Origin of the sequence: Nonomuraea sp. NPDC048826 (genome assembly GCF_043198225.1) — a bacterium.
Classification (GTDB): Bacteria; Actinomycetota; Actinomycetes; order Streptosporangiales; family Streptosporangiaceae; genus Nonomuraea.
This window is the reverse complement of sequence record NZ_JBICUQ010000004.1, coordinates 503,211-524,009: the sequence shown is the minus strand read 5'-3', so window position 1 is coordinate 524,009 and position 20,799 is coordinate 503,211. Positions and strand designations below refer to the sequence as shown.

At 71.5% G+C, this 20,799-nt stretch carries 18 protein-coding genes; 11 read left to right on the top strand and 7 right to left on the bottom strand.

The window, feature by feature from the left end; all coding sequences use genetic code 11:
- Positions 1-23 precede the first annotated feature (23 nt).
- Both ACGFI7_RS16900 and ACGFI7_RS16895 read left to right on the top strand, forming a co-directional pair.
- Positions 24-1,223 carry a cytochrome P450 gene (locus tag ACGFI7_RS16900; RefSeq protein WP_393405076.1) on the top strand — a complete coding sequence of 400 codons (1,200 nt, stop codon included), beginning with the start codon at positions 24-26 and terminating at the stop codon, positions 1,221-1,223.
- Between the two features lie 9 nt (positions 1,224-1,232).
- On the top strand, positions 1,233-1,424 hold the full coding sequence (locus tag ACGFI7_RS16895) for a ferredoxin (protein ID WP_393405073.1): 192 nt from the start codon (positions 1,233-1,235) through the stop codon (positions 1,422-1,424).
- Here ACGFI7_RS16895 and ACGFI7_RS16890 read toward each other — a convergent pair.
- Both ACGFI7_RS16890 and ACGFI7_RS16885 read right to left on the bottom strand, forming a co-directional pair.
- The gene (locus ACGFI7_RS16890) at positions 1,411-2,133 is read right to left on the bottom strand and encodes a class I SAM-dependent methyltransferase (protein WP_393405071.1); all 723 of its coding nucleotides are present in this window, start codon (positions 2,131-2,133) and stop codon (positions 1,411-1,413) included. The genes ACGFI7_RS16895 and ACGFI7_RS16890 overlap by 14 nt on opposite strands.
- An 803-nt stretch (positions 2,134-2,936) precedes the next feature.
- Positions 2,937-3,320, bottom strand: coding sequence for an SdpI family protein (locus ACGFI7_RS16885; RefSeq protein ID WP_393405068.1), 384 nt, complete (start codon positions 3,318-3,320; stop codon positions 2,937-2,939).
- Here ACGFI7_RS16885 and ACGFI7_RS16880 point away from each other — a divergent pair.
- Positions 3,262-4,167 (top strand): SAV_6107 family HEPN domain-containing protein, encoded by a 906-nt coding sequence (locus ACGFI7_RS16880; RefSeq protein ID WP_393405066.1) that lies wholly within the window; start codon positions 3,262-3,264, stop codon positions 4,165-4,167. The genes ACGFI7_RS16885 and ACGFI7_RS16880 overlap by 59 nt on opposite strands.
- 1,487 nt (positions 4,168-5,654) lie before the next feature.
- Here the strand turns inward: ACGFI7_RS16880 and ACGFI7_RS16875 are convergent.
- From ACGFI7_RS16875 to ACGFI7_RS16855, 5 genes are all read right to left on the bottom strand, one after another.
- Complete coding sequence (locus ACGFI7_RS16875) at positions 5,655-6,149, bottom strand: transcriptional regulator (protein WP_148032734.1); 495 nt, start codon at positions 6,147-6,149, stop codon at positions 5,655-5,657.
- Between the two features lie 323 nt (positions 6,150-6,472).
- The gene (locus ACGFI7_RS16870) at positions 6,473-7,339 is read right to left on the bottom strand and encodes a universal stress protein (RefSeq protein ID WP_393405063.1); all 867 of its coding nucleotides are present in this window, start codon (positions 7,337-7,339) and stop codon (positions 6,473-6,475) included.
- Complete coding sequence (locus ACGFI7_RS16865) at positions 7,340-8,761, bottom strand: amino acid permease (RefSeq protein ID WP_393405061.1); 1,422 nt, start codon at positions 8,759-8,761, stop codon at positions 7,340-7,342.
- 10 nt (positions 8,762-8,771) lie between these two features.
- On the bottom strand, positions 8,772-9,707 hold the full coding sequence (arcC, locus tag ACGFI7_RS16860) for a carbamate kinase (protein WP_393405059.1): 936 nt from the start codon (positions 9,705-9,707) through the stop codon (positions 8,772-8,774).
- A gap of 2 nt (positions 9,708-9,709) precedes the next feature.
- Positions 9,710-10,948, bottom strand: coding sequence for an arginine deiminase (locus tag ACGFI7_RS16855; protein ID WP_393405056.1), 1,239 nt, complete (start codon positions 10,946-10,948; stop codon positions 9,710-9,712).
- Between the two features lie 144 nt (positions 10,949-11,092).
- Here ACGFI7_RS16855 and pyrR point away from each other — a divergent pair, with 144 nt between their 5' ends.
- The 8 genes from pyrR to pyrF are packed head-to-tail and all read left to right on the top strand — an operon-like array spanning position 11,093 to position 20,791.
- Entirely contained in the window at positions 11,093-11,638 is a 546-nt protein-coding gene (pyrR, locus tag ACGFI7_RS16850) for a bifunctional pyr operon transcriptional regulator/uracil phosphoribosyltransferase PyrR (protein WP_393405053.1), read from the top strand.
- The gene (locus tag ACGFI7_RS16845; protein ID WP_393405050.1) at positions 11,635-12,552 is read left to right on the top strand and encodes an aspartate carbamoyltransferase catalytic subunit; all 918 of its coding nucleotides are present in this window, start codon (positions 11,635-11,637) and stop codon (positions 12,550-12,552) included. The genes pyrR and ACGFI7_RS16845 overlap by 4 nt, the downstream gene beginning before the upstream one ends.
- On the top strand, positions 12,549-13,838 hold the full coding sequence (locus tag ACGFI7_RS16840) for a dihydroorotase (RefSeq protein ID WP_393405047.1): 1,290 nt from the start codon (positions 12,549-12,551) through the stop codon (positions 13,836-13,838). The genes ACGFI7_RS16845 and ACGFI7_RS16840 overlap by 4 nt, the downstream gene beginning before the upstream one ends.
- Positions 13,835-14,941 (top strand): glutamine-hydrolyzing carbamoyl-phosphate synthase small subunit, encoded by a 1,107-nt coding sequence (carA, locus tag ACGFI7_RS16835; RefSeq protein ID WP_393405045.1) that lies wholly within the window; start codon positions 13,835-13,837, stop codon positions 14,939-14,941. Before ACGFI7_RS16840 ends, carA begins: the two co-directional genes overlap by 4 nt.
- Positions 14,928-18,215 (top strand): carbamoyl-phosphate synthase large subunit, encoded by a 3,288-nt coding sequence (gene carB, locus ACGFI7_RS16830; protein ID WP_393405042.1) that lies wholly within the window; start codon positions 14,928-14,930, stop codon positions 18,213-18,215. The genes carA and carB overlap by 14 nt, the downstream gene beginning before the upstream one ends.
- Before the next feature lie 24 nt (positions 18,216-18,239).
- A complete protein-coding gene (locus ACGFI7_RS16825) occupies positions 18,240-19,106 on the top strand; it encodes a dihydroorotate dehydrogenase electron transfer subunit (protein ID WP_393405695.1) in 867 nt (288 codons plus the stop codon).
- A gap of 12 nt (positions 19,107-19,118) precedes the next feature.
- Positions 19,119-20,096: a dihydroorotate dehydrogenase gene (locus ACGFI7_RS16820; protein WP_393405039.1), complete on the top strand. Its 978-nt coding sequence runs from the start codon at positions 19,119-19,121 to the stop codon at positions 20,094-20,096.
- The gene (gene pyrF, locus ACGFI7_RS16815) at positions 20,093-20,791 is read left to right on the top strand and encodes an orotidine-5'-phosphate decarboxylase (protein ID WP_393405036.1); all 699 of its coding nucleotides are present in this window, start codon (positions 20,093-20,095) and stop codon (positions 20,789-20,791) included. The genes ACGFI7_RS16820 and pyrF overlap by 4 nt, the downstream gene beginning before the upstream one ends.
- The last annotated feature ends 8 nt before the right edge of the window (positions 20,792-20,799 follow it).

The following is a 20,799-nucleotide window of genomic DNA, read 5'->3' as shown; positions in this document are numbered from 1 at the left end:
ACGACACGGAGAAGGAGACGAGCATGACCGGCCTGACGCTGACCACCGAGCGGGAACGCCCGTTCGACCCGCCCGACACCTACGCACGGCTCCGGGAGGAGGGGAGCGTGCACCGGATGCGCTACGCCGACGGCCACGAGGGCTGGCTCGTCACCGGCTACGCGGCCGCCCGCGCGATCCTGGCCGACCCGCGCTTCAGCAACCGGCCCGAACTGGCCCACTCGCCCCTGGCGGCCCGCGCCGAACTCGCCCGGGAGGTCCGCGCCCAGGAGTTCAAGGTCCCGCCCGGCTTCTTCCTGCGTACCGACGCGCCCGAGCACACCCGCTACCGCAAGCTGCTCACCGGGCAGTTCACCGTGCGCCGGATGAAGGCGCTCGAAGCCAGGATCCTGGAGATCACCGAGGCCCGGCTGGACGAGATGGAAGCGGCGGGCGGCCCGATCGACCTGGTCGACGCCTTCGCGCTGCCCATCCCGTCACTGGTCATCTGCGAACTGCTCGGCGTCCCGTACGAGGAGAGGGCGGCCTTCCAGGAGGACACCAAGATCATGGTGCGCCTGGACGTGCAGGCGGACGACGCGCTCGCCGCCATCGGCCGCGTCTTCGCCTACCTGTACGGGCTGATTTCACGTAAGCGCGAGCACCCGGGCGACGACCTGCTCGGCGGCCTCGTCGAGGGCGGCGAGCTGACCGACGACGAGCTCGCCGGGGTCGCGTTCCTGCTGCTGGTCGCCGGGCACGAGACCACCGCCAACATGCTCGGCCTCGGCACCTACGCGCTGCTCGCCGACCCGGCCCAGCTCGAAGCCCTGCGCGACGACCCGTCGCTGATGGACAACGCCGTCGAGGAACTGCTCCGGCACCTGTCCATCATCCACGTCGGCCCGGTCAGGTCCGCCCTGGAGGACGTCGAGATCGACGGGCAGCTGATCAAGAAGGGCGAGTCGGTCACCCTGCACCTGCCGGTGATCAACCGCGATCCCGCGCGGTTCCCCGGTGGCGACCGGCTCGACATCACCCGGCCCGCGTCCGGCCACCTCGGCTTCGGCCACGGCATCCACCAGTGCCTGGGCCAGCAGCTCGCCCGGTCGGAGATGCGCATCGGGTTCGCGGCCCTGCTGCGCCGCTTCCCCGGCCTGCGGCTGGCGGTGCCGGCCGACGAGGTGCCGCTCAGAACCGACATGGGCATCTACGGCGTGCACCGGCTGCCCGTGACCTGGTAAGCAGAAGCCATGAAGATTGAGGCCGACACGACGGTGTGCATCGGTGCGGGCATGTGCGCGCTCACCCTGCCCGAGGTGTTCGATCAGAGCGAGGACGACGGGACCGTCCTGCTCCTCCAGCCCGTCCCGCCCGAGGGGCTCGAGGAGAAGGCCCGGCGGGCCGTGACACTGTGCCCCTCAGGCGCGCTCAAGGCCGTCTGAGTGCATAGACGCGGGTCGTGCCGAACACGTCGTCACCCGACCGGCGCCGGACCGTCCGCACATGGCGGAAGCGTCCGGTGCCGAGGAGGTACGACTCCTCGACGGGGTTGAAGTAGACCACGGTGAGCGGGCGCGGCCTGCGGTCCGCGGAGGCGATCAGCCGGTCCACGGCGGCGGCGAAGATGCGACCCCGGAACGGGTTGTTCAGGAACACCACGCTGACGTCGTCCGGGATCTCGTAGTCCAGCACGTCCGAACGGACGAACTCGACGCTGCCCGCGCGCAGCCGCAACCGGGTGCCGGCCAGGTTGGACCGTGCGATCTCCGTCAGCTCGTGCGACAGCTCCACGCCGATCACCCGCGCGAACGGATAGCGGCTGGCCGCCTCCAGCGCCATCCGGCCCTTGCCCGCGCCGAGATCGAGGAACACGTCGTGCTCGCGCACGTCACTCGCCGGCAGCGCCCGGCGCAGCGTGCCCCAGTGGGCGGGGGAGTAGTAGACCCGTTCCGGATGATCGAGGCCGAAGTCGCTCAGATCGGCGAACTCCGCCGTGTTCACCCCGTACCGGCGGTCGTACACCAGCCGCGCCAGACCCTGCCGCAGCCCCCGCAGGGTGACCGGCCCGCCCAGGTGCAGGATCTCCTCACTGAGCGGCAGCGCCGCCTCCCACGTGAGACCGATCGCGGCCGCCCCGACGAGCAACGGCACGGGCCGCGCGAACCGCCCGAACCCTCCGGCCCGCGCCCCGCCCCTCCATCCGGGAACCGGCCAACGGGACCGCCAGGGGCTCTTTGGGGAGTTTGTGGCTGGGGCCTGGTGAAGGGTGGGATCGTTCGGGGCGTCTGTAGCCGGCTCCAGGATGAGCGCAGGACCACCACACGGGATCTCTTCGCGGGGCGTGGGAGCGTCCGGGGCTGGTCTCTGGCGGAGGGTGGGGTTGTCTGGGACCTGCTGCTGGGGGAGGGGCGTGAGAGCGGCTGGTCCTCGAGGGAAGGCCGGACCTCCTGGGGGCTGCTGGCGGGGGTGTCTCTGGAGGCTCGTAGGACGTCCGCCGGGGAGGACGGGGGAGTCCGAGGCTCGGGCGCGGGAGAGCGCGGCGCTGGCCGTCGAATCGAGCGCGGGGCTGGGCGCGGTGCCGAGCATGGAGCCTCCGGCCGTGGAACCGAGCGCGGGGTTGGCCGTGGTACCGAGTGCGGAGCTGGTCATGGACCCGAGCGCGGGGCTGGTCATGGACCCGAGCGCGGGGCTGGGCGCGGTACCGAGTATGGAGCCTCCGGCCGTGGAACCAAGCGCGGGGTTGGCTGTGGTACCGAGTGCGGAGCTGGTCATGGACCCGAGCGCTGGGCTGGGCGCGGTGCCGAGTATGGGGCCTCCGGCCGTGGCACTGAACGCGGAGCCGGCCGTGGAATCAAGTACGGGGCTGGGCGGGGAGTTGGTGGCGAGGATTGGTATGAGACCCGGCGCGGGGGTGGGTGGGATCTGGTCGCGGGGGAGTGCGGGGGCTGTGCGGCTCATCGAGGTCCGCCGGCGAGTTCGTGATTCACCCGCGCGGCCAGTCGGTGAGCGCGCCACCCGACCAGTGAAAGTCCGCCTACGAGCAGCCCGGCCTGGCCTATGACCACCGCCACCTGGACGCCCTCCGGCAGCCCGACCACCAGCTCGACGCCCGCGGACACCACCAGCACCCCCGCCATGACGGCGGCCAGCCGTCGCAGGGGCGCCTTGGCCCACGTGTGCGCCGCGTCCCACGCCTCGCGCGAGGCGAGCGTCTCCCGCGTGCGCAACCCGGCCAGCCCGTTACGGCTGTCGACGGCGCCGGACTCGTCATGGAAGGGGATGAGGAGGAGCAGCAGAACGGGGGCGGTGAGGATAGCGGTGATCAGGATCGGCCCCATGCCCGCCATCGTAACCACGACCGCCGATCACAGGAACGCCGTAATCATGAGAACACGGTCGTTTTGCGTCATGGTCATCGAACCTGTGTTCGTGGAACAGGTTGACACCGAGCGTGATCGAAATTATGTTCGACCATGTGACGTGAGGCTCGCGGCTCACGTCGAAAGGACCTGGTCGCGGGCCATGCGCTTCCCCCAAGCGCCGACCCGCGGTCAGGCTCCGAGGGCGAAGGGCGCGTCCTCGTCGTCGGCGGAGACGAGTGGGCGCGTCCTGGCCGGACGGGGAGAGGGGAAGCTCCTCGTCCGGCCTGCCCGGCGGAAATGTCGGTGGGGTCTGCGATCGTTGGCCTTACCGGTGGAAACGCCGGGAGTCGCCCACGACTCTCAGGAGGTGAGCATGATGGCACCACGGCCCAGAGAAACGCCCGGGCCCAGGCTGTCGCCTGCGGTTCGGGCACATCTGACAGATTCACGTTCCTGCCTGGCGGAGGCTGCGACGGCTCGCAGTCCGGCGTCGCGTTACGTGTCGGCCCACCTGGCCGCTCTGCGCGCCGCCGCGGCGATCCTGGCCGCCCGCCCGCAGCCCACCCAGGGCCGCAGGCGCCGCCTGCGCAGCGCGTGGGAGCTGCTGCCCGAGGCCGAGCCCTCACTTGCGGAGTGGGCGGCCTACTTCGCGGCCAGCGCCGCCAAGCGTGCCGCCGCCGAGGCCGGCATGGTCCGTGGCGTCACCGCCGCGGACGCGGACGAGATCATGGCGGAGGCCGAGACCTTCGTCTGCACGGTCGAGGGCCTGCTGGGCGTCCCTTCCCAGCCCCAGCTCCCTGTGGACGTGCCCCTGGCGGGATGACATCCCATCCATCCCCCACGAGCGCCCCGGTCTCCCCGCCGCCCCAGCCCTCGCAGGAGGAGACGTAACGGGGCCAGGCGCCGGCCGCCACGGCGGTCACCGCGCCGATGGGATGTCCGCCGCTCTTCACGCCAGGCCGACGAGCCGCCCTCGTCCAGCCTGACGACCATCGCCGGCCCCGCCGTGCCCGGCGATCCCCCCCTTCGCGCCCGATGACCATCTCCACCTGCGCCGACCGTGTCGCAGCCTTGCTTCCCGCCGCTCAGCGTCTTCCCCTGTGCCTCAGCGTCTTCCCCTTGGCCTCAACGCCTTCCTCTGTGCCTCAACGGCTTCTCCGTGTGGCTCAGCGTCTTCTCCTGTGGCTCTCCGCCGATTCCAGCTGTCCCTGGTTCGGGCTCTGGCCTCGACACAGCTCCGTCGAGCTCGGGCTCTGTCTTGGCGCAACGCCGTCGCGCTCGGGCTGCCTCCCACGTGATTCCGGCTTTGCTCGGGTCGCTCTCGGCGCGCCTCCGGTCCTGCGCGGCTCCGGCCCCGTACGGCTTCGGTCCGGCGCGGCTCCGGTCCTGCGCGGCTTCGGTCCGTGTGGGTTCTGTCGCGTGCAGCTCCTACGCCGTCTCCGAGCTTGCCCTTACCTGGCCCCGGCACCGCCTGGTCCCGGCACCGCCTGGTCCCGGCACCGCCTGGTCCCGGCACCGCCTGGTCCCGGCACCGCCTGGTCCCGGCACCGCCTGGGCGGTCCACTTTCGTCGGGCCCGGTTCGGTCGGCTCGGTTTCGCTCGGGGCCTGTCCCGCGGGGCTTCCGTTCGCTCGGTCCCGTTCGGTGCTGTGTCGTGTGGCTTCCTTCTCGCTGGGGGTTCCGTTCCGGTAGGCCTCGTCCGGCTCGGGTTCCGCTCTGCGTGCTTCTCCGGCTTTGTTCGGGTTCTGTTCTCGGCGGGGCTCCGCTGTTCGGGTTTGCGGTCCGTCGGGTTCTGGGCTCTCTACGGCTCCGGCGTGTCGAGGGGTAGGTTCCCGAGCGGGCCGTTGCGTAGCTCTGTCCTGGTCGGGGTCTGGTCCCGTCGGATCGTCTCGGGGTTCCGCTCTCGGCAGGGCTCCGTAGTTCGGGTCCGCACTTCGCGTGCCTCCGCCTGGACGGGTCTGGGCCCCGTACGGCTCGCCCTTCCGGGACTGCTTCCCGGATGGGTCGTCTCAGATCACTGCCCGCTCGGGTCTGTTCCTGGTCCCGGTGGGGATGCTGGGGTTCTGTTCGGGCGGGGACCGCGGGGTTGCTGGTGCCGTCGTCCTCGGGCATACGCCGGGAGGCGGGAGTCAAGAGTAAGTGAGGAGTTGATTGAATTATCAAACGTCGGAATCGCCGGATAAAGCGCCGCCCCTTTCGGATGCTCCGGCGAAATGTCTGATGTGGGGGAGTTTAGGACTTCTGTCAGAAGCAGCGAGGGGCGCGCCCGGGTGGGCGCGCCCCTCGCTGGTGCGGTTGTGCGGTGCCGGGGTCAGAACGTCTCGACGGCCCGGCGGGCCTCGGCGTCGAGGACGCCCCAGCTGATCAGCTCCTCGGTGAGCTCACTCGGCGACTTGTCATAGATCACGGCCAGGGAGCGGAGGTCCTCCTGGCGGATCGAGAGCACCTTGCCGTTGTAGTCGCCCCGCTGGCTCTGGATCGTGGCGGCGTAGCGGGCCAGCGCCCCCGCCTTCTCCTTGGGCAGCGTGGCCAGCCTCTCCAGGTCGATCACAAGCTTGGGCGTCGGCCCGAGCGGGCTCGGCGCGGCGCCGCCGGGCAGCAGCTCGGAGACGGGCACCCCGTAGAAGTCGGCAAGTTCGGCAAGCTTCTGCACCGTGACCGCACGGTCGCCACGCTCGTACGAGCCCACGACCACGGCCTTCCACCTGCCACGCGACTTCTCCTCGACTCCGTGCAGGGACAGGCCCTGCTGGGTGCGGATCGCGCGGAGTCGTGCACCCAGCGACTTTGCGTACTCAGACGGCATCGTGTGGCCCCCCGGCTCCTCGTATCTATAGCTCTCAGTAGATTGTGCTCCCTTGCGGCGAATGCCGGTGCCACCGGGGGTCCGGTGCCGCTCGGGGCACCAATCGGTAGCGATGGCCCTGGGTTTCCCCAGAACGCCGCGCGGTGCTGGTTACGCACAGTGACGGTAAAGGGGTCGACGCCTAAGGTCAAGCTGATTGGAAAAAAGATGCCGAATCCGGTCCGGCATGGAACGCCTCTTAAGCCCCTCTTGTCCCTGTAGTAACTGTACTTCGTCATAGATTGCCGAGTAACCACGGCGGTTTCCGCCGACAGGGGAACCAGTCAGGGCTGGCGGGTCAGGATCATGACCGGACAGGTCGCCGCCCGTACGATCTTGATGCTGGTGTCGCCCAGGAACACCCGCCTGAGCGGCGCGGTGTTGCTGGAGGCGCAGATGATCATTTCGCTCGGCTCCCAGGAGCCCGCCCGCATGGCTGTGGCGATGTTCCTGCCTTCGAGGACCTGCACGTCCACCTCGAGGCGGCGCCGGTGGCCGCGGGCGGCGGCGGTCAGGTCGGCCAGGGCCTGCTCGCGCATCCCGGCCCGCAGCTCCTCGCCCATCGGGTGCCGCCGGTGGGTCGCCACGACCAGCGTCACCAGCCGCAGTGGCAGGTCCAGCGCGACCGCCAGCTTGGCCGCCCCCTGGACCGCCGCGTCGGCGCCGCGGCCACGGCGGTAGGCCACGGTCAGCCGGGTCAGCGCCGCGGGCGCGGCCTCGGCGTACCCGCGCGGGGCCAGCAGCACGGGCACCGGCGAGGCGTGCAGGAGCTGGTCGGCGGTGCTGCCCACGGAGATGCGCCCCCGCCCGCCGCGTGGCGCCGAGCCGATCACCACCACGTCCGCGCCGCGCTTGCGCGCCAGCTCCACCAGCCCGCGCCCGCTGCCCCGATGGGTGTAGTCGACCAGGCCGGCCTCGTCGCCCGCCAGCTCGCGCGCCTGCGCCAGCGTGGCCTCGGCCTGCTCCTCCAGGAAGGCCGCCCACGCGCTCGCCTCCGCCCGGCCGGGCCCCGGGGTGTCCCAGGCGGGCGCCTTCACGAACGCCACCTCCAGCCGGGCGCCGGTCTGCCGGGCCAGCAGCACGGCCAGCGCCAGCCCGTCGCGGCCGCGCGGCTCCGGCACGAACCCGCTCAGCACAGTCTCGATCTTCATCTATGGCACCTCGGCGTTCAGCCGCGAGTGGCGGTAGCCGTACAGGAAATAGCAGACCAGCCCGGCCAGCATCCACAGCCCGAACGCCGCCCAGGTGACCCCGGCCAGCCCGGCCATCACCAGGAAGCAGAACAACACGCCCAGCACCGGGGTGACCGGGAAGAACGGTGTGCGGAAACTGCGCGGCAGGTCGGGCCTGCGATAACGGAGCACCAGCACGCCCGCGTTCACGATCGCGAACGCGAACAGGGTGCCGATGCTGGTCGCCTCGGCGAGCTGGCCGAGCGGGACCAGCCCGGCGAGCACGCAGACGAAGGCGGTGACGATGAGTGTGTTGGCCGCGGGCACCTGCCGGCGCATGCTCACCCGCTGGAAGATCCGGGGGACCAGCCCGTCGCGGGACATGGCGAACAGGATGCGCGTCTGCCCGTACATGACCGTGAGCACCACGCTCGCGATGGCGATGACCGCGCCGAACGAGATGATCAGCCCCGCCCAGGTGGAGCCGGTGGCCAGGTCGGCGATGAGGGACAGGCTCGCCTCGGTGTGCTCGGGGTCGAAGTCGGTCCACGGCATCGCGCCGACGGCGGCCACGGCCACCAGCACGTAGACGGCCGTCACGATGACCAGCGACAGCACGATGGCCCACGGCAGGTCGCGCCGGGGGTTCTTGGCCTCCTCGCCGGCCGTCGAGGCCGCGTCGAAGCCGATGTAGGAGAAGAACACCTGCGAGGCCGCGGCGGTGATGCCCGCGACGCCCATCGGCGCGAACGGCGCGAAGTTGCCCGCGGTGAAGCCGGTGAACGCCACCGCGCAGAAGAACAGCAGCACCGCCACCTTGATGACCACGAACACCACGTTGGCCGTGGCGCTCTCGGACGCGCCGCGCATCAGCAGCCAGGTGGCCAGCAGCACGATGAGGATGGCGGTGACGTTGACCACGCCGCCGTCCTGGCCGGGCGAGCGGGTGATGGCGTCGGGCAGGCTCCAGCCGGCCAGGCTCTCCAGGAACGCGTTGAGATACTCGCCCCAGCCGACCGACACGGCCGCCACCGAGACCGCGTACTCCAGCATCAGGCACCACCCGCACACCCAGGCGACCAGCTCGCCCAGCGTGGCGTACGCGTAGGAGTAGGAGGACCCGGCCACCGGGATGGTCCCGGCGAGCTCCGCGTACGAGAGCGCGGAGAACAACGCCGTGATCGCGGCCAGCACGAACGCCAGGACCACCGCCGGGCCCGCCTTGGGCACGGCCTGGCCGAGGATGACGAAGATGCCGGTGCCGAGGGTGGCGCCGACGCTGAAGAGCGTCAGCTGCCACAGTCCCATCGTGCGCCGCAGCTCGCCGCCCTCGCCGTGGCCCCCCTCGGCGACGATCCGCTCGGTGGGCTTGGTCCTGAAGAGGCGTTGTAGGCCGGCCATGACAGATCTCCTAGAGCGTGCCGGTGAGCGGCCAGCGCGCGTTGGGCGTCACGATGGTGCCGGCGTCACCCTCGAGGATCAGCTCGGCCTGGTCGAGCCGGCCGATGGCGGCCATGTCGCCGGTGTGCTCGACGAACCGGCAGGCCGCCTCCACCTTGGGACCCATCGACCCGGCGGGCAGGTCCAGCGCGCGCAGCTCGTGCGGGGTGGTGTGGGCGATCTCGGACGCGCGCGGGGTGCCGTAGTCGCGCATCACGCGGGGCACGTCGGTGAGGCTGAGGAACGCGTCGCACTCCAGCGCCTCGGCCAGGATCGACGCGGTCAGGTCCTTGTCCACCACCGCCTCGACGCCGGTGAGCCGGCCGTTCTCGTCGCGGATGACGGGGATGCCACCGCCGCCCGCGCAGATCACCACCATGCCCTCGCGGACCATCTTGTGGATCAGCCGGGTCTCCACCACGCGCTGCGGGGTGGGCGAGGGGACCACCCGCCGCCACTGCTCGCCGTCGGGCTTGACCGTCCAGCCGTGCTCGGCGGCCAGCTTCTCGGCGTCCGCCTGCTCGTACATCTGCCCGACGAACTTGGTGGGGTCGTCGAAGGCCGGGTCGACGGCCGACACGAGGGTCTGCGTGACCATGGCCATGACCTGCCGGCCGGGCAGCGCGTTCTGCAAAGCCTGGAGGATCCAGTAGCCGATCATGCCCTGGGTCTGCGCGACGAGGGTGTCGAACGGGTAGGGCCCGCTCAGGTCGGGATCGGCGGCGCTCTCCAGGGCCAGCATGCCGACCTGGGGGCCGTTCCCGTGGGTGATGATCAGCTCGTGCTCGGCGGCGAGCCCGGCGAGCGTCTTGATCGACGCGTTCACGTTGGCGATCTGCGCGGCGGCGTCGGGCCGCTGCCCCCGCCGCAGCACCGCGTTGCCGCCGAGCGCGATGATGACCCGCACGGTCAGATCCCCTCTCGTTCGAGGGGGCAGCTCATGCAGCGCGGGCCGCCCCGGCCGCGCCCCAGCTCGCTGCCCGGGATGGTGATCACCTCGACGCCGTTCTGGCGCAGATGGTTGTTGGTGGTGGTGTTGCGCTCGTACGCGATCACCACGCCGGGCTCGACGGCCAGCACGTTGCAGCCGTCGTCCCACTGCTCCCGCTCGGCGGCGTAGACGTCCTGGGTGGCGGTGAGCACCTTGATGTCGTCCAGGTCCAGGGCGCGGGCGATGACCCGGTGCATGTCCTCCGGCGGATGGTCGGTGACCTTCAGCTCCTTCTCGTTGTCGCCGGGCTCGATCGTGTAGGAGGGCAGCATGCCCAGGCCCGCGTACTTGGTGAACACGCCCACGTCGACCATCGTCATCACCGTGTCGAGATGCATGAAGGCGCGCGTACGAGGCATCCGCAGCGCCACGATCCGGGTCGCCGAGCCCCGCTCGAACAGCCGCCTGGCCAGCATCTCGACCGTCTGCGGCTGAGTGCGCTCGCTCATCCCGACCAGCACCGCGCCGCGCCCGATCACCAGCACGTCGCCGCCCTCGATGGTGGCCGGCGCGATCGCCTGCCCCGGCAGCCAGACCCGGAAGCCGCCCTGCCGGTCGAAGCCGGGGGCGAACGCCGGGTGGAAGGCGTAGATCGCCTCCATGTGCACGGTCTCGCGCATCCGGGCCTTCTTGCGCATCGCGTTGACCGCCACCCCGTCGTACACCCAGCACGACGGGTCGCGGGTGAACAGGTGGTTGGGCAGCGGCGGCAGCACGAAGTCGTCGTCGTCGAGCGAGTGGTAGGCCACCGACGTCGGGTCGCAGTCGCGTTCGAGCAGGTCGCGCTTGGTGATGCCGCCCGTCAGGAACAGCTGCAGAGTGGCCGAGTCCATCGCGTCCAGGGTGTTGCGCACGTCGTCGACCGCCAGCGGCCCGAGGAACCGCTCGTCGACGGTCTTGTCCAGGATGTGCCGGCGCGCCTCGGGGATCTCCACCGTCTCCCTGATCAGCTCGTCGAGCAGGAGGACCCGCACGCCCCGCTCCCGCAGCACCCGCTGGAACTGCTCGTGTTCCTCCACCGCCCGCTGGACCCACAGCACCTCGTCGAAGAGGAACGCCTCCTTGTTGGTCGGGGTCAGCCGCTTCAGCGCGAGGTCGGGCCGGTGCACCAGCACCTGCCGGAGCACGCCCACTTCGGAGTCGACACGGAACGTCATTGTGTCTCTATCCCCACCCTCGCCCAGGGATCACCTCCGGCCGGGGTGCGTCCCGTTCTGGCTGGTAGCGCCTGGTACTGTGTGTCGCGACCACAGCCCTTTAAGACCCGTCCCGTGAGGCGGGAAAGGTGGTGAGATTCCGGCATGTCCGAACCCAGGGCCGTCCTCGAAGGCCCGGACATCCATCGGGCGCTGACCCGCATCGCGCATGAGATCCTCGAGCGCACCAAAGGCGCCGACGAAGTCGTCCTCATCGGCATCCCCACCCGCGGCGTGACCCTCGCCCACCGGCTCGGCGAGCGCATCGAGCAGTTCGAAGGGGTCAAGATCCCCGTCGGGTCGATCGACATCACGATGTACCGCGACGACCTGCGCCAGGGCCCCGCCCGGCCGCTCGGCCGCACCGACCTGCCCGCCGACGGCGTCGACGGCAAGATCGTGGTGCTGGTCGACGACGTCCTCTACTCCGGACGCACGGTCCGCGCCGCGCTCGACGCGCTGAGCGAGTTCGGCCGCCCGGCCGCCGTCCAGCTCGCCATCCTGGTCGACCGCGGCCACCGTGAGCTGCCCATCCGCGCCGACTACGTCGGCAAGAACCTCCCTACGGCCAAGAGCGAGAAGGTGAAGGTGTCCCTGCGCGAGACCGACGGGCGCGACGCCGTGATCCTCAGGAAGGAGGGGGCCAGGTGAAGCGCCATCTCATCTCCGCCGGAGACCTCACCAGGGACCAGGCGCTGCTCATCCTCGACACCGCCGAGGAGCTGGCGAGGGTCTCGGAACGTTCCATCAAGAAGCTGCCCACCCTGCGCGGCCGCACGGTCGTCAACCTGTTCTTCGAGGACTCGACCCGCACCCGCATCTCCTTCGAGGCCGCGGCCAAGCGGCTGTCCGCCGACGTGATCAACTTCTCGGCCAAGGGGTCCAGCGTCTCCAAGGGCGAGTCGCTCAAGGACACCGCGCTCACCCTGGAGGCCATGGGCGCCGACGCGGTCGTCATCCGCCACGCCGCCTCGGGCGCGCCCCACCGGCTGGCCAACTGGGTGCACGGCAGCGTGGTCAACGCCGGCGACGGCACCCACGAGCACCCCACGCAGGCGCTGCTCGACGCGTTCTCGATGCGCCGCCGCCTGGGCGGCCTCGACGGGCGCAAGATCACCATCGTCGGCGACGTGCTCCACAGCCGGGTCGCCCGCTCCAACGTGCTGCTCCTGCACACCCTCGGCGCCGAGGTCACGCTGGTGGCCCCGCCCACGCTGCTGCCCGTCTCGGTCGACACCTGGCCGTGCGCGGTCTCGTACGACCTCGACGCGGTGCTGCCCAAGTCCGACGCGGTCATGATGCTCCGGGTGCAGAAGGAGCGGATGAACGCCGCCTACTTCCCGAGCGAGCGCGAATACTCCCGCCGCTACGGGCTCGACCGCGGCCGGTTCGCCAAGATGCCCGACGACGCCATCGTCATGCACCCCGGCCCGATGAACCGGGGCATGGAGATCGCCGCCGAGGTGGCCGACTCGCCGCGCTCGACCATCGTCGAGCAGGTCGCCAACGGGGTGACCATCCGCATGGCCGTCCTCTACTTGCTCCTCGGGGGAGAGATAGCGTGATCATTCGAAACGTACGGATCCTCGGCGGCGAACCGGCCGACATCCGCGTCGACGACGGCGTCATCACCGAGGTCGGCCCCGATCTGCGGGGCGCCGGCGACGAGCTCGACGGCGGCGGCGCGATCGCCCTGCCCGGCCTCGTCGACCTCCACACCCACCTGCGCGAGCCAGGCCGCGAGGACGCCGAGACCGTCGAGACCGGCACCCAGTCCGCCGCCCGCGGCGGCTACACCGCCGTGCACGCCATGGCCAACACCTCCCCGGTCGCCGACACCGCCGGCGTCGTCGAGCAGGTGTGGCGGCTCGGCCGCGAGTACGCCCACTGCGACGTGCAGCCCGTCGGCGCCGTCACCGTCGGGCTGGAGGGCCGCCAGCTCGCCGAGCTGGGCGCGATGGCCGACTCCGCGGCCCGGGTCCGCGTCTTCTCCGACGACGGCAAGTGCGTCTCCGACGCGGTGCTCATGCGCCGCGCCCTGGAGTACGTGAAGGCGTTCGACGGCGTCGTCGCCCAGCACGCCCAGGAGCCCAGGCTCACCGAGGGCGCGCAGATGAACGAGGGCGACGTCTCCGGCAGGCTCGGCCTCACCGGCTGGCCCGCCGTCGCCGAGGAGGCGGTCATCGCCCGCGACTGCCTGCTGGCCGCGCACGTCGGCTCCCGGCTGCACGTCTGCCACGTCTCCACCGCCGGTTCCGTCGAGATCCTGCGCTGGGCCAAGTCCAAGGGCTGGAACGTCACCGCCGAGGTGACCCCGCACCACCTGCTGCTCACCGACGACCTGGTCGAGGAGTCGCCGGTCGGCGCCTACAACCCCATCTACAAGGTCAACCCGCCGCTGCGCACCCGCGCCGACGTCGAGGCGCTGCGCGCGGCGCTCGCCGACGGCACCATCGACGTCGTCGCCACCGACCACGCCCCCCACCCGGTGGAGGACAAGGAGAGCGAGTGGTCGGCCGCCGCCATGGGCATGATCGGCCTGGAGACCGCGCTCAGCGTCGTGCAGGAGGCCATGGTCGACACCGGCCTGCTCGACTGGGCCGGCGTCGCCGAGCGCATGTCGTACGCTCCCGCCCGCATCGGCCGCCTGGCCGGTCACGGCAACCCGATCGAGGCCGGCGTGCCCGCCAACCTCACCCTCTACGACCCCTCCCACCGCACACAGGTGGACCCGTCGTCCTTCGCCTCCAGGAGCCGCAACACCCCGTACGCGGGGATGACCCTGCCCGGGCGGGTAGTGGCCACATTCCTGCGCGGCAAGCCCACCGTCCTCGAAGGGAAGCTGGTGTGACCACAGCGGTGCTCGTGCTGGAAGACGGCCGCGTCTTCCACGGAACCCCTTACGGCGCCGAAGGCGAGACCTTCGGCGAGATGGTCTTCAACACCGGGATGACCGGCTATCAGGAGACGCTCACCGACCCGTCCTACCACCGCCAGATCGTCGCCATGACCGCCCCGCACATCGGCAACACCGGTGTCAACGACGAGGACCCGGAGTCGGGCCGCGTCTGGGTCGCCGGCTATGTCGTGCGCGAGCCGTCCCGGGTGGTGTCCAACTGGCGGGCCACCCGCTCGCTCGACGACTACCTCAAGGAGCAGGGCGTCGTCGGCATCGCCATCCCCGGCACCCGCGCGCTCACCCGCCACCTGCGCGAGCGGGGCGCGATGCGGGCCGGCATCTTCTCCCACCCGGCCGGCCCGGTCGAGGAGCTGGTCGAGCGGGTGCGGCAGACGCCCGCCATGACCGGCGCCGACCTCGCCGCCGAGGTCGCCACCGCCGAGCCCTACGTGGTGCCCGCGATCGGCGGCAGGCGCCACACCGTGGCCGCCGTCGACCTCGGCATCAAGGGCATGACCCCGCACCGGCTGGCCGAGCGCGGCTGCGAGGTGCACGTGCTGCCCGCCACCGCGACGTACGACGACATCACGGCTGTCGGCCCCGACGGGGTGTTCTTCTCCAACGGCCCCGGTGACCCGGCCACCGCCGACGTCACCGCGCTGCGCCGGGTGCTGGAGGCGAAGATCCCGTTCTTCGGCATCTGCTTCGGCAACCAGCTCTTCGGCCGGGCGCTCGGCCTGTCCACCTACAAACTGCGCTACGGCCACCGCGGCGTCAACCAGCCCGTCCAGGACATCCGGACCGGCAAGGTGGAGATCTCCGCGCACAACCACGGGTTCGCCGTCGAGGCCCCGCTCGACGGCCCGTTCGACACCCCGTACGGCCCCGCCGAGGTCAGCCACGTCAACCTCAACGACCGCTGCGTGGAGGGCCTGCGCCTGCTCGACGGGCGGGCCTTCAGCGTCCAGTACCACCCCGAGGCCGCCGCCGGGCCCCACGACGCCGCCTACCTTTTCGACGAGTTCTGCGAGGTTATGAGCCGTGCCCAAGCGTGAGGACATCACGTCAGTGCTGGTGATCGGCTCCGGGCCGATCGTGATCGGGCAGGCGTGCGAGTTCGACTACTCCGGCACCCAGGCCTGCCGCGTGCTGCGTGCCGAGGGCTTCCGGGTGATCCTGGTCAACAGCAACCCGGCCACCATCATGACGGACCCCGAGTTCGCCGACGCCACCTACGTCGAGCCGATCACCCCCGAGTTCGTCGAGAAGATCATCGCCAAGGAGCGCCCCGACGCGCTGCTGCCCACCCTGGGTGGCCAGACCGCGCTCAACACCGCCGTCGCGCTGCACGAGGCGGGCGTGCTGGAGCGCTACGGGGTCGAGCTGATCGGCGCCGACTTCGACGCCATCCAGGCGGGCGAGAACCGCGAGCGGTTCAAGGAGATCGTCGCCAAGGTCGCCGCCGAGCACGGCCTGAACGCCGAATCGGCCCGCTCGGTCATCTGCCACACCATGGACGAGGTGCTGGCCGGGGCCGCCGAGCTGGGCTACCCGCTGGTCGTCCGGCCGTCGTTCACCATGGGCGGCGCCGGGTCCGGGTTCGCCTACGACGAGACCGGCCTGCGGCGCATCGCCGGGGCCGGGCTCGACGCCTCCCCGACCACCGAGGTGCTCCTGGAGGAGTCCATCCTCGGCTGGAAGGAGTACGAGCTGGAGGTGATGCGCGACAAGAACGACAACGTCGTCATCGTCTGCTCCATCGAGAACATCGACCCGATGGGCGTCCACACCGGCGACAGCGTCACCGTCGCGCCCGCGCTCACCCTCACCGACCGCGAATACCAGAACATGCGCGACGTGGCCATCGCGGTGATCCGCGAGGTCGGCGTCGACACCGGCGGCTGCAACATCCAGTTCGCGGTCGACCCGCGCACCGGCCGCATGATCGTCATCGAGATGAACCCGCGGGTGTCGCGCTCGTCGGCGCTGGCGTCCAAGGCCACCGGCTTCCCCATCGCCAAGATCGCCGCCAAGCTGGCCATCGGCTACACCCTCGACGAGATCCCCAACGACATCACCAAGGAGACCCCGGCCTCCTTCGAGCCGACCCTCGACTACATCGTGGTCAAGGTGCCGCGGTTCGCCTTCGAGAAGTTCCGCGGCGCCGACCGCACCCTCACCACCCACATGAAGTCCGTGGGCGAGGCCATGGCCATCGGCCGGTCCTTCCCCGAGGCGCTGCAGAAGGCGCTGCGGTCGCTTGAGAAGAAGGAGTCGTCGTTCTCCTGGGCGGGCCCGGCGCCGTCCAAGGACGAGCTGCTGGAGGCGTGCCGCACCCCGCACGACGGCCGGCTGCGCGCCATGCAGCAGGCCATCCGGGCGGGCGCCACCGCCGCGGAGCTGTTCGAGGCCACCAGCGTCGACCCGTGGTTCCTCGACCAGCTCTTCCTCCTCGACGAGGAGGCCGGGGAGATCGCCGCCGCCGACGAGCTGACCTTCGAGGTGCTGGCCAGGGCCAAGCGTCACGGCTTCAGCGACGCCCAGATCGGCGAGATCCGCGGCATCGGCGAGGCCCGCGTCCGCGACCTGCGGCACGCCCTCGGCCTGCGGCCCGTCTACAACACCGTCGACACCTGCGCCGCCGAGTTCGCCGCCAAGACGCCCTACCTCTACTCCGCCTACGACGAGGAGACCGAGGTCCCGACCGGCACCCGCCAGAAGGTGATCATCCTCGGCTCCGGGCCGAACCGCATCGGCCAGGGCATCGAGTTCGACTACGCGTGCGTGCACGCCTCCTTCGAGCTGTCCAGAGCCGGGTTCGAGACCGTCATGGTCAACTGCAACCCCGAGACCGTCTCCACCGACTACGACACCTCCGACCGGCTCTACTTCGAGCCGCTCACCCTGGAGGACGTCCTGGAGGTGGTGCACGCCGAGCAGCAGACCGGCCCGGTCGCCGGCGTCATCGTGCAGCTCGGCGGGCAGACGCCGCTCGGCCTCGCGCAGGCGCTCAAGGACGCCGGCGTGCCCGTCGTCGGCACCTCGCCCGAATCCATCCACCTGGCCGAGGAACGCGGCGCGTTCGGGCGGGTGCTGGCCGAGGCCGGGCTGCCCGCGCCCAAGCACGGCACCGCCACCACCGTCGCCGAGGCACTCTCCATCGCCGGCGAGATCGGCTACCCCGTGCTCGTGCGTCCCTCGTACGTGCTCGGCGGCGCCGGGATGGCCATCGTGTACGACGACGACACGCTCACCCGCTACATGGCCGCCCAGGAGGGCGGGCACCCGGTGCTCGTCGACAGGTTCCTGGACGAGGCCGTCGAGATCGACGTCGACGCCCTCTACGACGGCCACGAGCTCTACCTGGGCGGCGTCATGGAGCACATCGAGGAGGCCGGCATCCACTCCGGCGACTCGGCGTGCGCGCTGCCGCCGATCACGCTGGGCAGCGCCGACATCAAGCGCATCCGCACCGCCACCGAGTCCATCGCGCGCGGCGTCGGCGTGCGCGGGCTGCTCAACGTCCAGTACGCGATCTCCGCCGGGGTGCTCTACGTGCTGGAGGCCAACCCTCGCGCCAGCCGCACCGTCCCGTTCGTGTCCAAGGCGACGGCGGTGCCGCTGGCCAAGGCGGCCGCCCGGATCATGCTCGGCGCCACGCTGCGCGAACTGCGCGCCGAGGGCATGCTCCCGGCCGAGGGCGACGGCGGCACGCTCCCCCTGGACGCCTCCATCGCGGTCAAGGAGGCGGTGCTGCCGTTCAACCGGTTCCGCGGCGTCGACATCGTGCTCGGGCCCGAGATGCGCTCCACCGGCGAGGTCATGGGCATCGACGCGTTCTTCGGCATCGCCTTCGCCAAGTCGCAGGCGGCCGCCTACGGCGAACTTCCGACCAAGGGACGCGCGTTCGTATCCGTGGCCAACAGGGACAAGCGTGCCATGATCTTCCCTGTGAAGGCGCTGGCCGACCTGGGCTTCGAGATCCTCGCCACCGAGGGCACGGCCGAGGTGCTGCGCCGCAACGGCGTCCATGCCAAGATCGTGCGCAAGCACAGCGAGGGGAGCGGTCCAGGAGGTGAGCCCACCAGCGTGCAGGCCATCCTCGACGGAGAGATCGACCTGATCGTCAACACCCCGTTCGACAGCCCGGGCCAGGCCGGGTCGCGGCTCGACGGCTACGAGATCCGCACCGCCGCGGTGCTGCGGGGCATCCCGTGCATCACCACGGTCGCGGGGCTCGCCGCCGCCGCGGCCGGCATCCAGGCCATCGTGCGGGGCGATGTGGGCGTACGGTCCCTCCAGGAGCACGCTCAGGCACTACGGGGCTGACACACCCTCGGGAGGTGAAGAAGACTGGCCGGCACTCCGGTGCAGGTGACGGGCACGGTGCTGACCACGCGCCGGGTCGACGCCTACCATGCGCTGACCGTGGTGGCGCCCGGCATCGCCGAGCGCTACCGTCCCGGCCACTTCGTCTCCGTCGCGGTCGGGGGCGCGCACACGTCCATGGTGACGCGGCGCGCCCTGACCATCCACGACGTCAAGGCCGACTACGGCGGCACGGTCGAGCTGGTCTTCACCGTGCGCGGCCCCGGCACCGCGTGGCTGGCCGAGCGCCGCGCCCGCGACACGCTCGACCTGGTCGGGCCGCTCGGCCGGCCGTTCCCGCTGCCCCGTGACCCGGTCCACTGCGTGCTGGTCGGCGCCGAGTACGGCTCCGCTGTCCTGTTCCCGCTGGCCGACATGCTGCTGGAGCGCGGCTGCCGGGTCGACTTCGTGCTCGGCGCGGCCAGCGCCGACCGGGTGTTCGGCGCCATGCGGGCCCGCCGCATGGCCGAGACCACCACGCTCACCACCGAGGACGGCTCGCTCGGGGTGCGGGGCAGGGTCACCGACGCGCTCCCTTCGGTGATCGCCGACACGCGGGCCGACGCCGTCTACGCGTGCGGGCCGATGGAGTCGCTGCGCGCCGTCACCGCCGTGGCGATGGAGTTCGACATCCCCGTCCAGGTGGCGGTGGAGGAGTCGATGGCGTGCGGCATCGGCGTCTGCATGACGTGCGTGCTGCCGGTCATCGGCGATGACGGCGCCACCCGGATGGTCCGCGCCTGCGCCGAGGGTCCGGTGTTCCGCGGCGAGCGGGTGCGCTTCGAGGACGTCGGAACGATCCCGTTCGACGCGCTCGGCGCCCCGGGAGGCGGTGCCCGCCATGCCGGATAGCGGGTGAGCGCGATGCCCGTCGACATGCGCACCTTCCTCGCCCACGTGGAGCTGGCCAACCCGGTCTGCACGGCGGCGGGCTGCGCCGCCTCGGGGCGCGAACTGGCCCAGTTCTTCGACCTGCACCGGCTGGGCGCGCTCACCACGCGCTCGGTCACCATGGCGCCGCGGGCCGGCCGGCCCACGCCCCGCATGGCCGAGACGCCCTCCGGCATGCTCAACGCCGTCGGCCTGCAGGGGCCGGGCATCGACGCCTTCCTGGAGCGCGAGCTGCCCTGGCTGGCCCAGCGCGGCATCAAGACCATCGTGTCCGTCGGCGGCGGCTCCGTCGCCGAGTACTCCGAGCTGGCCCGCAGGCTCGCCGACGCGCCCGGGGTGACCGCGCTCGAGGTCAACCTGTCGTGCCCCAACATGGAAGACCGCGGCCGCGTCTTCGCCCGTGAGGGCGGCACCGCGGCCGAGGTGATCGCCTCCGTGCGGTCCATCATGCGCTACGACGTCCCGGTCGTCGCCAAGCTGGCGCCCGACGTGGCCGACATCGTGGCCGTGGCCCGCGCCTGCGTCGACGCCGGGGCCGACGCCCTCTCGATGATCAACAACCCGCTCGGGATGGCCATCGACACCGAGACCCTGCGGCCGTCGCTGGCCGCCGTCACCGGCGGGCTGTCCGGCCCGGCCATCCTGCCGCTCGCCGTGCGCTGCGTGTGGCAGGTGCACGCCGCGCTGCCCGGCGTGCCGCTCATCGGCGTCGGCGGCGTCATGACCGGCAGGGACGCCTTCCAGCTCATCCTGGCCGGCGCCTGCGCGGTCGGGGTCGGCACGGCGCTGTTCCACGACCCGTACGCGTGCCTGCGCATCGAGCGCGAGCTCGAGGACCTGTTGCAGGCGCGCGGATTCCAGCGGCTGGCCGACGCGGTCGGCCTGGCCCACCGCCCGCCGGGCAGTGCCGCCCGGCACCTGCTCGTCGACACCGAGGAGAGCACCTCTTGACTCCCGCACCGATCGCCGTCGCCCTCGACGCCCCCGACCTGGAGACCGCCGCCCGGTGGGCCGGCCTGGTGACCCCGCACGTCAGCACGGTCAAGGTGGGCCTGGAGCTCTACCTGCGCTACGGGCCCGACGTGATCGCCTCCGTGCGCGGGGCCAGTGGCGTCAAGGTCTTCCTCGATCTCAAGCTGCACGACATCCCCAACACCGTCTCGGGCGCCGCCAAGGCCGTCGCCCGGCTGCGGCCGGCCATCCTGACCGTGCACGCGGCGGGCGGGCCCGCCATGATCAGGGCGGCCGTCGAGGCGGCACCGCACACCCAGATCGCCGCCGTCACCGTGCTCACCTCGCTCGCCGAGGAGGACCTCGGCCGCATCGGACTCGCCGGGCCCGCGCCCGACGCGGTCCGCCGCCTGGCCGCGCTCTCCGTGTCGGCGGGCGCCACCGCGCTGGTGTGCTCGCCGCACGAGGTGGGCGCGGTCCGCGCGGAGGTGGGCGACGACATCACGCTCATCACCCCCGGCGTCCGCCCGGCCGGCGCCGCCAGCCAGGACCAGGCCAGGGTGGCCACCCCCGAACAGGCTCTCGCCGATGGGGCCGACCTGCTGGTGATCGGCCGCCCCATCACCGGCTCCCCGGACCCGGGCGCGACCGCCGCCGCCATCGCCGCCTCCCTCCGCCGCACCAGCCACGCCTGACCGGCCGC

Excerpts from the sequence above, each read along its gene's own strand:
- ACGFI7_RS16870 (WP_393405063.1), bottom strand. The coding sequence starts at position 7,339 with ATGAAGATCGAGACTGTGCTGAGCGGGTTCGTGCCGGAGCCGCGCGGC.
- ACGFI7_RS16895 (WP_393405073.1), top strand. The coding sequence starts at position 1,233 with ATGAAGATTGAGGCCGACACGACGGTGTGCATCGGTGCGGGCATGTGC.
- ACGFI7_RS16875 (WP_148032734.1), bottom strand. The coding sequence starts at position 6,149 with ATGCCGTCTGAGTACGCAAAGTCGCTGGGTGCACGACTCCGCGCGATC.
- pyrR (WP_393405053.1), top strand. The coding sequence starts at position 11,093 with ATGTCCGAACCCAGGGCCGTCCTCGAAGGCCCGGACATCCATCGGGCG.
- ACGFI7_RS16865 (WP_393405061.1), bottom strand. The coding sequence starts at position 8,761 with ATGGCCGGCCTACAACGCCTCTTCAGGACCAAGCCCACCGAGCGGATC.
- ACGFI7_RS16855 (WP_393405056.1), bottom strand. The coding sequence starts at position 10,948 with ATGACGTTCCGTGTCGACTCCGAAGTGGGCGTGCTCCGGCAGGTGCTG.
- ACGFI7_RS16900 (WP_393405076.1), top strand. The coding sequence starts at position 24 with ATGACCGGCCTGACGCTGACCACCGAGCGGGAACGCCCGTTCGACCCG.
- ACGFI7_RS16885 (WP_393405068.1), bottom strand. The coding sequence starts at position 3,320 with ATGGGGCCGATCCTGATCACCGCTATCCTCACCGCCCCCGTTCTGCTG.
- ACGFI7_RS16880 (WP_393405066.1), top strand. The coding sequence starts at position 3,262 with ATGAGGAGGAGCAGCAGAACGGGGGCGGTGAGGATAGCGGTGATCAGG.
- ACGFI7_RS16820 (WP_393405039.1), top strand. The coding sequence starts at position 19,119 with ATGCCCGTCGACATGCGCACCTTCCTCGCCCACGTGGAGCTGGCCAAC.